The sequence below is a fragment of the Colwellia sp. BRX10-1 genome (genome assembly GCF_014077545.1).
GTDB lineage: Bacteria > Pseudomonadota > Gammaproteobacteria > Enterobacterales > Alteromonadaceae > Colwellia_A.
The window spans coordinates 26,308-42,185 of the sequence record NZ_JACGWC010000010.1 but is presented as its reverse complement, the minus strand read 5'-3'; the positions used below and the strand labels follow the sequence as shown (position 1 = coordinate 42,185).

Sequence of the window (15,878 nt, the reverse complement as noted above, 5' to 3'; positions counted from 1 at the left end):
AATAATGACCCAAACAATAATAGCCCTACTAACTATTTTGCTAAGTAACACGCTTTTTACCCCTAATGCGTTTGCGGCAACTCAAATTAGTGCAACTATTGATAAGAATCCTATCGTGGTTAATGAGTCTTTTATTTTAAAAATCACCATAGATGACGATGTCGACACCAACGCTTTAAATACCTCCGCGTTATTAAAAGACTTTGTCGTTGGTAGAACATCGGTAAGTTCTCAAACCAGTATGGTTAATTTTAAAACGACACAAACAACAACCTGGACTACTTTGCTAATAGGCAAATCAGCAGGCGATTTTATTATTCCTCCTTTCACCATAGCGGGCATAAATTCTCAAGCCATAAAAGTACAAATATTAGCTGAAAATGATCCGCTTGCTGACAAACAACAAGACATTTTTATTACCACTGAAATATCGACCAAAGAAGTCTATGTTCAACAACAATTAACCTTAACAGTAAAGCTGCACTTTGCTGCAGAATTGAAGCGTGGCAGCTTAAGCGAACCAACGTTAGAAAGCGCCAGCATTACTCAAATTGGAAAAGATAAAGAAGAAGATACTATTATTAATGGCCGTCGCTATCGAGTTATTGAAAGAACCTATGCAATAAGTCCTAAAAATAGCGGTGAATTTACGTTAAAGTCACCGCTGTTCTCTGGCGAAATCTTAGTGCCTTCAACGAGAAGAAATAACATGTTTAGCTTTTCAGAAACTAAACCTGTTAGTGTCATTGGTGATGAAATTCAACTGCTAGTTCGTCCTATCCCTGAAACATTTCAAGGCACGTGGTTACCGAGTAATTTACTGGCTATTCATCAAGACTGGCAACCTGATTTAACAACGTTCAAAGTAGGCGAGCCGATTACGCGCATCATTACCTTAACCGCAGCAGGTTTATCCGAAGAACAATTGCCACTTTTAGAAATGACGGTGCCCAAAGGCCTGAAAGTCTATCCAGACCAAGCTCAATTACATACCGGCATGAGCAGTGGCCATTTGGTTAGCCAAAAAGTTAGAAATTTTGCCATTGTTGCCAGTAAGCCTGGCGAATATCAGCTACCGGAGATAAGTATTCCGTGGTGGAACACCGTCACTAACCGTTATCAAATCGCTACAATTGCTGCTCAAAAAATTACAGTTTTACCTAATAGCGAGCTTAACACAGCTCCAGCTATCATGAAAAATCAGCAAAACAAAGTACTTATTCCAACGGAGACAATTGTTGTTACTCAAGCATCCTGGCTACAATGGCTATTTTTAACCTTATGGCTACTTACTGCTTTAGCGTGGTTTATCAGTGCAAAACGCTCTAAACCATTGACAGTAAAAACAACGAAGATTGATAATAGAAATAATAATCCTTACTTATCTTTATTAGCCGCCTGTAAAAAAAATCAGGGCTTAGAAGTGCTCGCTTTAATATCGCCATGGATAAATACCTTACAAGCAAAAGCAGGTAACAAAATAACAGCAACACTTGATGATGCGTTAATTGAAATTAATAATAATAAATTTCAGGACGAAATTGAGTTGTTACAGCAATGTTATTATGGGAAAGAGCAAAAAAATTGGCAAGGAAAGGCCTTAACAAGCTTAATTCAAGCTATTAATAAGCAAGGATTAAAAGTAAATGAAGCTAAGGTTTTAACTCTGAATCCAAGATAAAAATGAAATATATTTTTAAAAGCGAAATAAAATAATGTCAGCTCAGGTCTCTTACAACATGGCAACAAAACAAGTTAGATATGAAGCACTAGTTAAAGCTTTGCATGGCGATTTATTCCGTTATGCTTATTGGCTATGTCACGACAAACATGTGGCTGAAGACTTAGTGCAAGAGACATTTTTACGGGCATGGCGAGCTTTAGATTCATTAAAAGATGAAAAAGCAGCTAAGTCATGGTTGATCACAATTTTACGACGAGAGAATGCTCGTCGTTTCGAGCGTAAACGATTTGATATGAGTGAATATGAAGAAGCCACTATTACCGATACTAAATCAACAAGTAGCGAACAAGAAATTGAAAACTATTGGCTGCGTGAAAAAATAGCACAAATGCCAGAAGAATACCGAGAGCCATTAGTTTTACAAATTATTGGTGGTTTTTCAGGTGAAGAAATAGCTAAACAGCTCGATTTAAATAAGAATACCGTGATGACAAGGTTGTTTAGAGCGCGTAATCAATTAAAAGAAGCTTTAGATAATACTCCCAAAGTTAGAGGTCAATACAATGGATGATTTGCAATTTAGACGTCGTATTTATGCAGATCCAAATACACGTGATGAAGATATGCTTGCTGCAATTCACAGTGACCCTGCCAAGCAAAATTTTACACAAGAACTTGAAAGTTTAGACAGTAAACTCTTTCAAGCGTTAAATATTGAAGTACCTACAGGCTTAAGCGATAAACTTATTTTACGTCAAACAATGGCCAGTCATCAGCAGCAAAAACGTAAAAGTCGTGTGCGTTTAGCTTTAGCTGCGTCTGTTGCCTTTGTTATGGGTTTAACGATTAATTTTATGCAGTTTTCTAATGCATATAACAACCTAGGAGATTATGCGATAGCTCATATTGCCCATGAAGAAGGACATTTTTCTAACACTTCAACTGCAAATGTGAGCTTAGCCTCTCTTAACGATAAAATGGCGACGTTTAATGGCAGTTTTACCGATAGCATAGGCAAATTAATGTTTGCTAATTATTGCCGGTTTGATGGCATGAAAAGCCTACACTTAGTTTTTCAAGGTGCAACAAGCATGGTCACTGTTTTTATTGTTCCCAATAATGAAGAGCTTGAATTTACCGCTGATTTTTCAACAGATAAATTAATAGGAAAATCCCAACACTTTAAAAACAGTAATATTATTGTAGTTGCTGACAAAAGTGAATCGCTTACGCAGTGGCAAACAGCCATTGATAAAAATATTAGCTGGTCTATTTAAGTCATAAAAATAATATTTTACTGTTAACGTCGTCGCACATGAAACCATGGCGACGACGTTCTTAATACCCTCTTATTAAAACTCCATTGCTCTTGCACTGAAACCATCATATTAATACTAAAATCCCCAGACTCAACGCGTTTCAGTATCTAGCACTCACCTCCCAAACAACAGAAGCCAAAATCGTCATACTGAACGCGTTTCAGTATCTAGTACTCACCTCCAAACAACAGAAGCCAAAATCGTCATACTGAACTCGTTTCAGTATCTAGTACACACCTCATTAAAATAGAGACTAAAATAACATATACGTTCCTTACCATCCTTAGCACCACGCTATTGCCTCCAGGGATGGAGGTACTTATGATTTGTCAGGAACAAAAATCATGACCGTTCATCCTGAACATATACATTCATTGCCATCCTTGGCACCACGCTATTGCCTCCAGGGATGGAGGTACTTATGATTTGTCAGGAACAAAAATCATGACCGTTCATCCTGAACATATACGTTCCTTGCCATCCTTGGCACCACGCTATTGCCTCCAGGGATGGAGGTACTTATGATTTGTCAGGAACAAAAATCATGACCGTTCATCCTGAACATATACGTTCCTTGCCATCCTTGGCACCACGCTATACCGTTCATCCTGAACATAAAAAGCCCGTTATTGAACATCAATAACGGGCTTTATTTGAGCGAGTTTACAATACCATTAATCGATGTTGTGCTGCTCTAGCATCTCATCAAACATTTTTTCAACAGATTCATCAGGTGCCGCGGTAAAGTTACTCACCACAACAATCGCTATTGTTGAAAGTATAAAACCAGGAACAATTTCATACATCACTGAACTCAATAGTTCACCACCGACAGTTATCGGAGCATAAATCCAAATAAGAACGGTTATAGCGCCCGTTAACATACCTGCTAAAGCGCCTTGCTTGTTCATTTTTTTCCAGTAGAGACTTAAGATAACTAGTGGTCCAAATGCGGCGCCAAATCCTGCCCAAGCATTACTAACCAAACTTAAAATAGAGCTATTTCGGTCATAAGCTAATGATATCGCAACAATAGCAACTAGAAGTACAGATAAACGGCCAACAAAAACAAGCTGTTTATCAGTAGCATCTTTATTTAGAAACGCTTGATAAAAGTCACCGGTTAATGAGCTTGATGTCACTAATAATTGAGAAGAAATGGTACTCATTATAGCAGCTAAAATAGCGGCTAATAAAAAGCCAGAAATGAGAGGGTGAAATAAAACCTGAGAAAATAATACAAAAATAGTTTCTGGATCGGTTAATTCTGTACCCGTTTTCGCCACATAAGCAATACCAGCAAAACCAGTTGCCATAGCACCACAAATAGAAACGATCATCCAAGTCATACCAATACGACGAGCAGCAGGTAAATCTTTAACTGACCGGATTGCCATAAAGCGCACAATGATATGTGGCTGGCCAAAATAACCTAAGCCCCAAGCCATCGCTGAAATAATCGCCAGCGCACTAACACCATTGAACATATTAAACTTTTCAGCATCAATAGAATGAATAACATCATTCATTGCTTGTACGCCACCAATGTCGCTTATGACCACAAAAGGTACTAGCACAAGCGCTACGAACATAATACACCCTTGCACAAAATCGGTTAAGCTTACGGCTAAAAAACCACCAAACATAGTATAAAGTACAACAACACCTGCGGTAACGTAGAGCCCAACTTCATAATCTAATCCGAAAGAGCTTTCAAACAATTTACCACCAGCAACGATACCTGATGAAGTATAAAGCGTGAAAAAGACAATAATAACAATTGATGAAACTACGCGAAGCAAATGGCGCTTATCATTAAAACGGTTTTCAAAGAAATCAGGTAAAGTTATCGAATCATTTGCTACTTCGGTATAAGTTCTCAAACGAGGCGCAACAATTAAATAATTAAAATAAGCACCAATTACTAAACCTACGGCGATCCAAATACTGCTTAAACCTGTCACATACATAGCACCTGGTATGCCCATTAGCATCCAACCACTCATGTCAGAAGCCCCAGCGGAAAGAGCCGTCACTGAAGGACTTAGATTACGCCCTCCTAGCATATAACCTGCTGCGTCACTGGTCGATTTTTTAAAGGCATATAAACCTATACCGATCATAACAATAAAATATAAACCTAAAGAAAATAATGTACCAAATGCCAAATTAACCTCCGAAAGTAGTATTATATTTTTACTAAGTAAAAAAAATGTTAAAAAGTTCTGTTACTAAGCAAAAAATAGAATAAGCTAGTATGACTAGATATTTTGCTATTACTATACTTTTATTCTTTTCAACTATATTAAAGGTATTATCCATGTAATGTTTTTATGCCAGTAACTAATATATAAAAATAGTTGATGCTAATTTCTCCTTTTTCAAATATATTCAATATAGTTACGAAAAGATCAGGAACTTTTATGTATTTTTATGCCGCCAGGCAACCCATTCTAGATAAAGACAAAAATCTTTTTGCCTATGAATTGCTATTTAGAGACAGCATTGACAACGTTTTTCCTGATATTGATGGCGATGAAGCCACCACAAAAATGATTGAAGCAAGTAAATTTAACTTAGGTATAGGAGAATTTACTGGTAATAAGCCCGCCTTTATTAATTTTACCCTTGAAACATTAAGTCTTGGTTACGCAAATATGCTGACCACTGATGAAGTCGTCGTTGAAATTCTTGAAACCGTTAAGCCGGGTAAAAAGCTATTAGCTATTTGCAAAGACCTTTATGAACAAGGTTATACATTAGCACTAGATGATTATGAACATAAAAAAGTATGGATACATTTTTTCCCTTATATCAAAATAATAAAAATAGATTGGAAAATATCCACTATTGAAGAAATTAAAGAAGTTAAACAAGCGATTACTAATTTCCCTGATATTAAATTGCTTGCAGAAAAAGTTGAAACTTACGACGAGTATAATCAAGCACTAGAATTAGGCTTTGAGCTATTCCAAGGCTTTTTCTTTGCTAAGCCTGAGATGATAAAAACTAAAAGTCTCTCTCCATCACAGATTGCCATGGCTGAGTTACTTTATGAAACATCAAAACCCGAATTAGATTTAATCAGTATTACTTCAGTCTTTGAACGCGATGTAACGCTTTCTTATAAACTATTAAGATATGTTAACTCGGCAATATTTCGCAGACGCAATGAAATATCAACAATAAAACAAGCACTTGTAACACTAGGGTCACAAGAATTAAAGCGATTTTTAGGTTTGATGTTTGCTATAAATGTTAACCCTGACAAACCTTCAGAGTTAATTAATTCAGCGATGGCTCGTGCTAAATTTTGTGAACTTGTCTCAAAGGATATTAATGCTCCAATAGATTCATCTATTGCTTTCTTAACGGGCTTATTATCATTAATTGATGCAATTTTAGATGAAAAACTTGAAACTGTTTTAGAAAAGTTACCACTTGCACAAGAGATAAAGGTTTCTTTACTCACTAAAAAAGGTGTCTTGGCTGAATTAATCCAGTTATTAGAGTACATAGAACATGCACAATGGGATGAAACCACTATTGTTATGAAGAAGTTAGGTATAGAAAAGGAAAAAGTCATTAGAGATTACAACCAAGCACTTTCTTGGGCTGACGAGCAGTCACAAATGACAAATGGCAGTTAATTAAGTCAATGGGTCGATTGACAAAAAACAAGTAACCAAATTGTTTACTTGTTTATTGTCAATGATTAGAGAAAGACACACCCATGCTATAATAGGCGCTAGAGAAGTTTATCTGTATTTAGTTAAAATTACATAAGTTCTTTAGCGTTTTTAGATGAAACAGTAGTGGTTAATAAATTAAAGTCTTTTAACACTATTATTTCGTTAGTTAATCTGTCTTCAAGTGCATCGATGTCGACAACAGATTGACAAAGTACTTCACTACTTTTTTTAATTTGTTCACCACGAGATTCCATTTCGTTTTCCATTTTTTCACCGAAATCCTCCATACGAGATTCAAAAGCGTTCATATCGCCACCAGAGAAAAGCATCTGTTGCCCTACCGCTATCATTAAACTACCAATCGAATTTTGCACCGTCTTTTCTATTGCACTTTCAATACGTTGCTCAAAATCTTCGTTGAAAAAGTTTTCTCCTGAAAAACCATCCTCATCAAAATAAATGTCATTATCACTGGTTAAGCCCAGATCTACTTCTTTACGTATCTCTGAAAGTTGACTAGTAATTTCAGCACTCAGCGTATTATCTTGGCCTAGTAACTCATTAAACGCTAAGTTAATGCCGTCATTCGCAAGATCAATAGCATCCAATGCAACACTTTTTACTTGTGGAACTGCAGCCCTAATGCCAGACGAATAATCATGAACCAAGGATTGCTGATTATCTGTTAAGTCAACTTGAACACCATTGACATATAATCGTTCATTATCAACAATTTTATAGAGTGGCAGTTTACTTTTAGAGAATTCAATGGCGGTTGGCGTAATTTTAATACCACCAGATATTGTTGCATTGCATGAGTCATTTGTAAAAGATGCGGTGGAAGCGAACGTACTGCTGCTTGCCAATATAAGTGCTGTTGCGATGAGTGTTTTCATATTATGCCCTTCGATTGTTATCGATTAAATAATGCCTAACTTAATATAGACATTACAAAACTAGTGCCAACTAGTAAAACCAATAAAATTCAATAAGATACAAGAAAACCACAAAATAAAATGAAAATTAAATACCATTTATTAGTGAAATAAACACATTTGTGGCTAATATGCTAATTGTTGCATTTCAATGAGACGGGATTGGCAGCGAGCGAACTCAAAACTTAATTGCTGTCCTTGGTAAAGCTCAATAATATCAACTTCAGCATTAATAATAAGTCGTATATTTCTATCATAAAATTCATCAACAACAGCAATAAAGCGCCGAGCTTCATCATCTAAGTGGCGAAGTTGGCTTAACAATTTACCGTCGCGTTGATAGTCATCTTCTACGCCTGATATAACAGACGTTATGCGCTCTCCATCAAATTGAGGAACTTGGTCAAGCAATACTAATTTAAAATGATCAGCTAGGCTAATGTAGTCTCGCTGACTTCTAGGACCAGAACATAGTGCATAAAAATCGAAAAGTATAATAGTATCTGTTTTCGCTTGAAAAGGGATTTTACGGTGGTTAACGGTTATATTACCTGAAGTGCCTACAATACCCGTAATATCTAAAAACCTTTGTCTAAGCGTTTTGTTATTTAATGGGTAAGTATAGTCACGATATGCGATTGCGGTTTCATCATAACGGTCTAAGCGATGATCTACAGCACCATCAACCGATAACACTTGGCAATAATCGTTAATTAAATCTATGGTAGGCATAAATCTTTCGCGCTGTAATCCATTACGATAAAGTTCTTCGGGTCGACAGTTAGAGGTAGCGATTAAAATAATATCTTGTTGAAAGAACGCCTGAAATAAGCCAGAAAGCAACATAGCGTCACCAATATCTGAAACATAAAACTCATCAAAACACAGTACTTTGATCTTTTTAGCCCATTGCTTAGCAATAAACGTTAATGGATCACTTTGTCCTGTACATAAATTTAATTGTTGGTGTACTTCTTCAATAAAGCGATGAAAGTGAATACGTTTTTTAGCTGTAACGGCTAAATTTTGAAAGAAGAGATCCATAAGCATGGTTTTACCACGACCGACTCTCCCATAAAGATAAATACCACGAATAGCAGACGATTTTTTCAGTCGTTTAGCAAGCCAAGATTTACGCTCATGTTGATAGATTTGTTCAGAAAGATCATCAAGTTTGGCAACGGCATTAACTTGTGCATAATCGTATTTAAAATTATTCGAAGTAGATAGAGCTTGGTAAGCTGAAAGCATATCTTAAGTTTTAAACGTTGAAACTAAATTTTTCCCACAAAAAAAGGGTGAGACATAAGTCTTACCCTTTTTAGCAATTTATTTGTATGAGGTAACCTAAGTTAGCTCAAGATACAAAATTAAAGAGCTTGAATGTTCTCAGCTTGAGGACCTTTCTGACCTTGAGTTACAGTAAACTGTACTTTTTGGCCTTCAGCTAGAGTTTTGAAACCGTCGCCAGAGATTGCAGAAAAATGTGCGAAAACGTCAGGACCAGATTCTTGCTCGATGAAACCAAAACCTTTAGACTCGTTGAACCATTTTACTGTACCAGTAGTTGTAGACATAATAGTATCCTATTTGTTTAATATAATTAATCTTAATTTTGTTTTAGCCATTAAATAAATTTAATTCACTAAAACGATGATGCTGAGAGTGTTGCTATGACTTATTAAACAGGACGAGCTACTAACATAACTTCGAAACTTGGTACATAAATATAGGTAGTACTTTCTAGCTGCGTGCATTGTATATCGTTGACAGAAAGAGTCAAGTTTTTTATCGACTTTATTAATTCTTTTGTTTGTTTTATGAACAAACCGTTAGGTTAACACTATCAACAAGCCATTTTACTGTTTCACTTTTACCGTGTTATTTGTATCTCTACTTTTTCGGATAAGTTCATCGTCACCAATAGCTATTGCAGACTTTGCTAAGCGGTCATAAAGTAAAACATTTACTGTAGCTGCCAAGTTCATACAACCATTCGTTGGAATATATACCACAGCATCAGCTTTATCGATAACAGCCTGACTAATAGTGCCATCTTCAGGGCCAAACACATACATAGCATTTTTAGGGTGAATGAAGGCCGGCAATGGCACCGCTCCTTCAATTAAATCAACACATATTAGCTTGCTCCCTTCGGGTAAACTTTCCACCAAAGATTCAACACCAATTAAAGGTATTTTTTTACTGGCACTTTGTGTGTCGGTATGAAATTTCGCAGCTCTTGCATACCTAACACCACTGTAGAGTACGCTATCAACTTGATAACATCCTGCTGCGCGCATTACAGCACCAACATTACTTGGGCTTTTAGGATCGGTTAAACCTAAGGTTATCTCAGCTGATTCAGCGTTTTTATGTTTTAACGGTACTTTTATCTTTTTAGTCATTAATATAATCGTTTTGGTTAGTTACTTTACAAATACAGGTAAATTCTACAGGAATTCTCCTTAGCTTTAATAAAAAATTCAAGTAAATAATAATTTTTTATTTGTTCTCAAGTTAACGTTTGATTTTATCTAGTCTACCTTAGCGATCCATAGTTTAAGCTCGAAACCTATAGTGATATGAACACTAAATAAGTTTCACACTAGCAAGTGAAGTGACCAACGAAGTTTACTTTTTAAAAGTTATACAAAGCTATTATTAACGCATTATTCATGAGCTCTTTCCTTGTTAAACAGTAAAGTTGTCATAATCCGTTACATTTCATAAGCAACAAATCAAAAAATAATGGTCATAATAAACTAAGATTTTCTGTTAATAACTATACCTGTGTCATCAATATTTAAAAGGAAATAAAATGAAAAATAGTCTCAAGAAACTATGGAAAGAAAATAAGTTATTATTTATTTTTATTGGTTTAATGTTAGTTTTTCGTAGCGCTGTCGCTGACTGGAGTGACGTACCTACAGGTTCGATGAAACCAACAATTGTTGAAGGCGATAGAATTTTTATTAATAAAATGGCTTATGATATTCGCTTACCCTTCACTCATATTTCTCTTGTTACACTTTCCGAACCACAAACCAATGACATCATTATTTTTGATTCAGTGGTCTCAGATAAACGTTTAGTAAAACGTGTAATTGGTGTTCCAGGTGATACAGTTACTATGAGAAACAATAAATTAATTATAAACAACCAAGTGATTAGCTACAAAAAAGAATCAACAACAAACCTGCCATCGAACAATTACCACGACAAGATTGAGACGATCAATGGCCAGCCACATTTTATTCGAACCAGTAAGTTGGCGTCACAATTGGATAACTTCAACCAAGTTATAGTGCCTACTGGTCAGTATTTAGTTCTGGGCGACAACCGAGATAATAGTGCAGATTCACGGGTAATTGGCTTAGTGCCAAGGAAGGAAATTGTTGGAAAATCTAGTCAAGTCGCTTTTTCTCTAGATTACAATAATAACTTTTTACCACGCACTAATCGTTTTTTTCATTCACTTTAAATGTTTGTTAACTACTGGTACCTTTTGCTCAGATTTTAAATCACATTAGGTAAATTCAGACGACTTTTTTATTTTAATCTCGATAATAAACGAATTTATATCTAAACTTATATTTATATTCAGTGAATTGATAAAGGTATTCCCCTTCATGTTTAGATCGCTTCTTAGAGCTATTTTCCCTTCAGCTTTTGTTAAGAAAACTACACCTAACTATGAATATTTTCATCTGCTAAGAAGTGAAGAAGAAAGTAATAACACAGCTAATATATCTGTCTCTCAGGAACCACTTTTTTCACAAATAGATAACTTAGCTGGCCAAATAAAGGATCATCAAGAAATAGATTACGATAAGTTGTTTTTTGATTTATTGTTTGGGGATGACGACACTCAGTATATCAATAAAATTGATCCTCTTAGTGATTATGTAGCTGACCAAATAAATGACTTACTGTTACGCCCACAAAATTTAATTTCTGAACTTCCCGTTATGCCAGCTTCTGTTGATGCTGTATTAACAGCAATAAATAACAAAAATTTTAATGTTAATGAAATTTTAAACATCATTGCGAAAGAACCCAGTATGGCGGCCAGCATGATAAAACTCGCTAATACGGCTAAATACCGTCGAAGTGATGTGCCGATAGTCAGTTTAAAGTCAGCTTTTATGGTGATGGGGTCTCAAGGATTACTAGAAGGCGTTGTTTATGTGTTTATTAATAATTTTAGCCCAAAAAACACGCCATATTTCAAATATTTTGGCACTAAAATTTGGCAACATGCTTTACAAACAGCTCTAATATCAAAAGACTTAGCTGACAAAAGTTCTAATATAGATAATGCTTCTGCCGCCTATTTGATTGGCTTATTAATGAATTTAGGAGAAATGATTATCTTCGACTTAATGGTTGAAGCGTTTCATCATGTTGACCCATCCGCGACACCTAGTTCTCAAACCTTTAAAGCCTTAATTTCATATCACTCGATTAGCTTAACCGCCGCGATTGTTTCAAAATGGAATTTACCGCCAATGATCATTGAGACTATTAAACAGCAAGAAAATAAACAACTGATAAAATCCCCTTTAGCCACGCTCATTGAAGAAGCGAGCTTTATCAGTAAATTGCAAAGTTTATATAGTTATAAAAAAGTCAATCAAGAGCAATATGAACTCGCTTGCCAACAACTTAAAAATGAGCAAGTTAAAGCCTATGCATTAAATGTATTGCCAGTGACTACTGAGTAAAATACCTATTGAGGGCTGTTAAGGTAATAACGTTCATCAGCTTAAAAGGTATACTTTTTCTGACGATGATTCTGGTATTTATTTAACGTATGTCGTTAATAACGATATACGTTATCAGTTCTCACCTCTTTTATAGCCTCATTGATATGCTGAAAAAAAATGCTACAACCACAAAATCAAATTTACAGGTAAGAAAAGCTCTTGTTGTTTTAGACTAATACTTTTAGTATCTCTAGCATTGTATTCAACTATTATTATCCCTAATAAATTTAAGGTTACTATGTATAAAAATTCTCCTAAATCACTCGTACTAGCGGGTGCATTTTCTATTGCGACACTATTATCAGTATCGAGTAATGCGACAATTGTTGAATTTGAAACTTCTCAAGGGAATTTCAAAATTAACTTACACGATCAAACCACACCTAAAACAGTAGAAAATTTTTTAAAGTACATTAACGACGGGGATTTCAACAATACTGTTGTTCATCGCTTAGTGCCTAACTTTATTATGCAAGCGGGAGGCTTTGAATTTAACGGAAACTTTCCATTAACGGCCATTGATGTCGATAGTTCCGTAGAAAATGAACCCTTGTATTCAAATGTTAGAGCAACTGTCGCGATGGCAAAAGTAGGAAACAGTCCTAATAGTGCAACCAGTCAGTGGTTTATTAATTATAAAGATAATAGCGCTAACTTAGATATACAAAATGGTGGTTTCACGGTGTTTGGTGAAGTTATTGAAGGTATGGATAATATTGATAAAATAGCCCAGTTACCCATTTGTCAAAGTATACCAATGCCAGACTATACCGACGAGCAATGTGCTAATAGTAATTTTGTACCTGCAAATGAAAATTTTGTAACCATTCGTACTGTTACCATTTCAAATAGTTCAACCACAACGGCTGAAAGCCTATCTCCGGTAAAAAATACGCTGATTAATCAGGAGAGCAGTTCAAGTGATAGTAGCGGTGGCGGTAGCTTATCCTACTTTGCATTACTGGCATTATCTTTAGTCGGCTTACGACGTAAAATGAAAATATCTTAACCAATGTTAACTAGTCAGTGACCTTGCCGCGGAGTGCTTTTACATTGCCGCGGTGAGATTTACCCGCTAAGCGTCTTTTTTTGGAATTTTTTGATGGTTTAGTTTCTCTTCGAACCTTTTGAATAACCATTGCTGATTTAATCACTTCAACAACACGCTCAAGCGCAGATTCACGATTTTTCTCTTGTGTTCTATACTGTTGCGCCTTGAGAACTAAAATTCCCTCTTTAGTGATACGTTTATCTTTTAATGCTAATAAACGTTCTTTATAAAAATCAGGTAAAGACGATGCCTTAATATCAAAACGTAAATGAATCGCTGACGATACTTTATTCACATTTTGACTAAATAGACCTATACTTCATTTCCCAAAAACAAAACAAGCACAACCTACCCTACAATGAAAAACAAAGCCTATTCTTACATTAGATTTAGTTTAAAGCGTCAACTTCAAGGTGGCTCATTAAGTCGCCAACAAGAGAGCGTCATTACCTATTGCGATGAACACAGCCTTGAATTAGACAACGAACTTTCTTTTCAAGATTTGGGTAAGTCAGGCTTCACTGGTGCTAACTTATCGACAGAAGCAGGTCTAAGCTTATTCATCAACGCATGTGAAGAAGGCTTAGTTAAGAAAGGTGGTGTACTTATCATTGAAAACTTTGACCGACTAACCAGACAAAAAGTAAATGTAGCAGTAAAGTTATTTCTATCATTACTTGAACATGTTGACATTGTAACTCTTCATGACAAGAGACGTTATACCAAAGACGTTGAAATGACTGACCTAATAATGGCAATTATAATAATGTCTAGGGCTTATGAAGAAAGTGAAACAAAGTCTAAACGGATGCGTCACCAATGGGACAGAAAGCGTGAGAATGTATCCACCGTTAAGCTAACTAAGTTTTGTCCTTTCTGGTTAACCTTGGCTGATGATAGAACACACTTCATAGTAGATAAATCTCGTGTAACTGATGTAAAGCATGTATTTCAACTATCTATTGATGGCTTAGGTCAATCTAAAATAGCTGAACAACTTAATAAAGAAGGCATACCAAGTTCGAGAGGTGGTACATGGGCTAGTTCTTCTGTACGTGAACTATTAACTAATAAGATGGTATTAGGACACTACCAACCCAAACTTAGACGTGAAGGTAAAACGACCCCAGTAGGTGACGTAGTACCAGATTATTATCCACAAGTAATAAGCGAAGAAATGTATTATAAATCTGCATCTTCAAGAAATGAAAGGAAGAACGCTGGCTCTTCAAAAGGTGGTAGACGTGGAGATAGCTTTAATAACTTACTTCAAGGTGTTGCTAAGTGTGGTAAGTGTGACTCACCATTACACTTCGTTCAAAAAGGTAAACGAAAACCAAATACTAAACCTCAGAACTATTTAGTTTGCTGTAAAGCTAAAGTTGGCCGTGGCTGTAAATACACCAGTTACCGTTACGAAGAAATAGAACAACAGATTCTAGCAATGTCTTATAAGCTCAATTCGAGCTACTTCACTGACCCATTCCTTAAGCCACCAGAGCAAGATGAACAGGAAACCCTAGAAGCTAAGCAAGCTAAATTAGATGACCTTGAAAGTAACTACGAAGCATACATGGACATGATAACTGATTACAACAGTGACGCTACCAAACGCAAAGTTCAACAGTTCACTACAAATATCACAAAGCAGAAAGAAGAAATAGATAACTTCCAAGTTAAAACAAGTGGCACTTATAACTATACCGACTTCATAACAAGCTTTAAAACCTTAAACTTTGAAGCAAAAGAAACTAACGACTACCAGCACAGGGCTAAACTTAACAGAATGCTAAAGAAACGGTTTAGCAATGGCATTACCCTAAACAAAGCTGATAACACCATCACACTAACAACAGAAGGCTTAGTGACAACTTTAGACCTAGACTACAAACCTTGTTAATGCTCGCACCAGAGCCACTTACAGGAGCATACAGAGGGTGTTTTGCACTGATAGACTCTAGTTATCATTGATGCAACTGAAGAGGCATTCCATTAATATATCTAAGAAATTAAACTTGCTTTTTTTCTAGAGAATTCATCTTCAGTTATGATTCCTTTTTCCTTCAAAGAATACAGTTTCTCCAATTCATCAGCATGACCGACATTACCAACTTCAGTCTTCTTAAGAGCCCAAACCAAAGCAACAACCCAGCCAATTAAAAACCACCCCAACAATATATTTATTAAAATAATTGATGTTCTATCTTGATGGTTCTTTTTTAAAGCTATGATAGTAGGCAATAAAAAAATATAAATAAGAAAAAAACAACATAACACCACAATAATTTGAAATATACTAACTTCACCCATCGACCAATCTCCTTTATGATTTAATCATCATTCCTTTAATTATCGGAATTTCCGCCCTAAGATAACAAAAAATCTTTATTATTCAAACTATTAATGAATTATCTTATATAAATAAAGT

14 protein-coding genes and 1 pseudogene are annotated in these 15,878 nt (G+C 35.6%); 8 read left to right on the top strand and 7 right to left on the bottom strand.

Translation table 11 applies throughout. The annotated features are described in order from the left end of the window. Positions 1 to 4: 4 nt before the first annotated feature. Genes H4J75_RS10285 through H4J75_RS10275 form a run of 3 tightly spaced genes read left to right on the top strand, consistent with a single transcriptional unit; the run spans position 5 to position 2,961 of the window. Entirely contained in the window at positions 5 to 1,681 is a 1,677-nt protein-coding gene (locus H4J75_RS10285) for a BatD family protein (RefSeq protein WP_182222072.1), read from the top strand. Between the two features lie 58 nt (positions 1,682 to 1,739). Next, entirely contained in the window at positions 1,740 to 2,255 is a 516-nt protein-coding gene (locus H4J75_RS10280) for a sigma-70 family RNA polymerase sigma factor (RefSeq protein ID WP_070377194.1), read from the top strand. After that, the gene (locus H4J75_RS10275) at positions 2,248 to 2,961 is read left to right on the top strand and encodes a DUF3379 family protein (RefSeq protein WP_182222071.1); all 714 of its coding nucleotides are present in this window, start codon (positions 2,248 to 2,250) and stop codon (positions 2,959 to 2,961) included. The genes H4J75_RS10280 and H4J75_RS10275 overlap by 8 nt, the downstream gene beginning before the upstream one ends. Positions 2,962 to 3,677: 716 nt before the next feature. Here the strand turns inward: H4J75_RS10275 and putP are convergent. Further along, entirely contained in the window at positions 3,678 to 5,171 is a 1,494-nt protein-coding gene (gene putP / locus H4J75_RS10270) for a sodium/proline symporter PutP (protein ID WP_182222070.1), read from the bottom strand. A 255-nt stretch (positions 5,172 to 5,426) separates the two neighbouring features. Between putP and H4J75_RS10265 the strand changes: the two genes are divergently transcribed. Next, positions 5,427 to 6,653: an EAL and HDOD domain-containing protein gene (locus H4J75_RS10265; protein ID WP_182222069.1), complete on the top strand. Its 1,227-nt coding sequence runs from the start codon at positions 5,427 to 5,429 to the stop codon at positions 6,651 to 6,653. A gap of 128 nt (positions 6,654 to 6,781) precedes the next feature. Here H4J75_RS10265 and H4J75_RS10260 read toward each other — a convergent pair whose 3' ends face one another. From H4J75_RS10260 to H4J75_RS10245, 4 genes are all read right to left on the bottom strand, one after another. Then, positions 6,782 to 7,591, bottom strand: a complete 810-nt coding sequence (locus H4J75_RS10260; protein ID WP_182222068.1) for a DUF2884 family protein — start codon at positions 7,589 to 7,591, stop codon at positions 6,782 to 6,784. Between the two features lie 165 nt (positions 7,592 to 7,756). After that, positions 7,757 to 8,881, bottom strand: a complete 1,125-nt coding sequence (gene zapE, locus H4J75_RS10255) for a cell division protein ZapE (RefSeq protein ID WP_182222067.1) — start codon at positions 8,879 to 8,881, stop codon at positions 7,757 to 7,759. A 119-nt stretch (positions 8,882 to 9,000) separates the two neighbouring features. Next, positions 9,001 to 9,207, bottom strand: a complete 207-nt coding sequence (locus tag H4J75_RS10250; RefSeq protein WP_070376065.1) for a cold-shock protein — start codon at positions 9,205 to 9,207, stop codon at positions 9,001 to 9,003. A gap of 282 nt (positions 9,208 to 9,489) precedes the next feature. Then, positions 9,490 to 10,038 (bottom strand): RNA methyltransferase, encoded by a 549-nt coding sequence (locus tag H4J75_RS10245; protein ID WP_182215072.1) that lies wholly within the window; start codon positions 10,036 to 10,038, stop codon positions 9,490 to 9,492. 413 nt (positions 10,039 to 10,451) lie between these two features. Between H4J75_RS10245 and lepB the strand changes: the two genes are divergently transcribed. The 3 genes from lepB (at position 10,452) to H4J75_RS10230 (ending at position 13,408) form a co-directional block, all read left to right on the top strand. Further along, positions 10,452 to 11,114, top strand: a complete 663-nt coding sequence (gene lepB / locus H4J75_RS10240) for a signal peptidase I (protein WP_182215073.1) — start codon at positions 10,452 to 10,454, stop codon at positions 11,112 to 11,114. A gap of 148 nt (positions 11,115 to 11,262) precedes the next feature. Further along, a complete protein-coding gene (locus H4J75_RS10235; RefSeq protein WP_182222066.1) occupies positions 11,263 to 12,357 on the top strand; it encodes an HDOD domain-containing protein in 1,095 nt (364 codons plus the stop codon). A 280-nt stretch (positions 12,358 to 12,637) separates the two neighbouring features. After that, a complete protein-coding gene (locus tag H4J75_RS10230; RefSeq protein WP_182222065.1) occupies positions 12,638 to 13,408 on the top strand; it encodes a peptidylprolyl isomerase in 771 nt (256 codons plus the stop codon). Between the two features lie 10 nt (positions 13,409 to 13,418). On the opposite strand, the pseudogene arfB reads toward H4J75_RS10230, so the two are convergent. Beyond that, positions 13,419 to 13,763: pseudogene (arfB, locus tag H4J75_RS10225) on the bottom strand (alternative ribosome rescue aminoacyl-tRNA hydrolase ArfB); the annotation flags it as partial. Positions 13,764 to 13,808: 45 nt separating this feature from the next. Here arfB and H4J75_RS10220 point away from each other — a divergent pair. Further along, a complete protein-coding gene (locus tag H4J75_RS10220) occupies positions 13,809 to 15,350 on the top strand; it encodes a recombinase family protein (protein ID WP_182222064.1) in 1,542 nt (513 codons plus the stop codon). 101 nt (positions 15,351 to 15,451) lie between these two features. On the opposite strand, the gene H4J75_RS10215 is transcribed toward H4J75_RS10220, so the two are convergent. Then, complete coding sequence (locus tag H4J75_RS10215) at positions 15,452 to 15,760, bottom strand: superinfection immunity protein (RefSeq protein WP_182222063.1); 309 nt, start codon at positions 15,758 to 15,760, stop codon at positions 15,452 to 15,454. Positions 15,761 to 15,878 lie beyond the last annotated feature (118 nt).

Excerpts from the sequence above, each read along its gene's own strand:
- H4J75_RS10285 (WP_182222072.1), top strand. The coding sequence starts at position 5 with ATGACCCAAACAATAATAGCCCTACTAACTATTTTGCTAAGTAACACG.
- H4J75_RS10280 (WP_070377194.1), top strand. The coding sequence starts at position 1,740 with ATGGCAACAAAACAAGTTAGATATGAAGCACTAGTTAAAGCTTTGCAT.
- H4J75_RS10275 (WP_182222071.1), top strand. The coding sequence starts at position 2,248 with ATGGATGATTTGCAATTTAGACGTCGTATTTATGCAGATCCAAATACA.
- H4J75_RS10265 (WP_182222069.1), top strand. The coding sequence starts at position 5,427 with ATGTATTTTTATGCCGCCAGGCAACCCATTCTAGATAAAGACAAAAAT.
- H4J75_RS10260 (WP_182222068.1), bottom strand. The coding sequence starts at position 7,591 with ATGAAAACACTCATCGCAACAGCACTTATATTGGCAAGCAGCAGTACG.
- zapE (WP_182222067.1), bottom strand. The coding sequence starts at position 8,881 with ATGCTTTCAGCTTACCAAGCTCTATCTACTTCGAATAATTTTAAATAC.
- H4J75_RS10250 (WP_070376065.1), bottom strand. The coding sequence starts at position 9,207 with ATGTCTACAACTACTGGTACAGTAAAATGGTTCAACGAGTCTAAAGGT.
- H4J75_RS10245 (WP_182215072.1), bottom strand. The coding sequence starts at position 10,038 with ATGACTAAAAAGATAAAAGTACCGTTAAAACATAAAAACGCTGAATCA.
- lepB (WP_182215073.1), top strand. The coding sequence starts at position 10,452 with ATGAAAAATAGTCTCAAGAAACTATGGAAAGAAAATAAGTTATTATTT.
- H4J75_RS10235 (WP_182222066.1), top strand. The coding sequence starts at position 11,263 with ATGTTTAGATCGCTTCTTAGAGCTATTTTCCCTTCAGCTTTTGTTAAG.
- H4J75_RS10230 (WP_182222065.1), top strand. The coding sequence starts at position 12,638 with ATGTATAAAAATTCTCCTAAATCACTCGTACTAGCGGGTGCATTTTCT.
- H4J75_RS10220 (WP_182222064.1), top strand. The coding sequence starts at position 13,809 with ATGAAAAACAAAGCCTATTCTTACATTAGATTTAGTTTAAAGCGTCAA.
- H4J75_RS10215 (WP_182222063.1), bottom strand. The coding sequence starts at position 15,760 with ATGGGTGAAGTTAGTATATTTCAAATTATTGTGGTGTTATGTTGTTTT.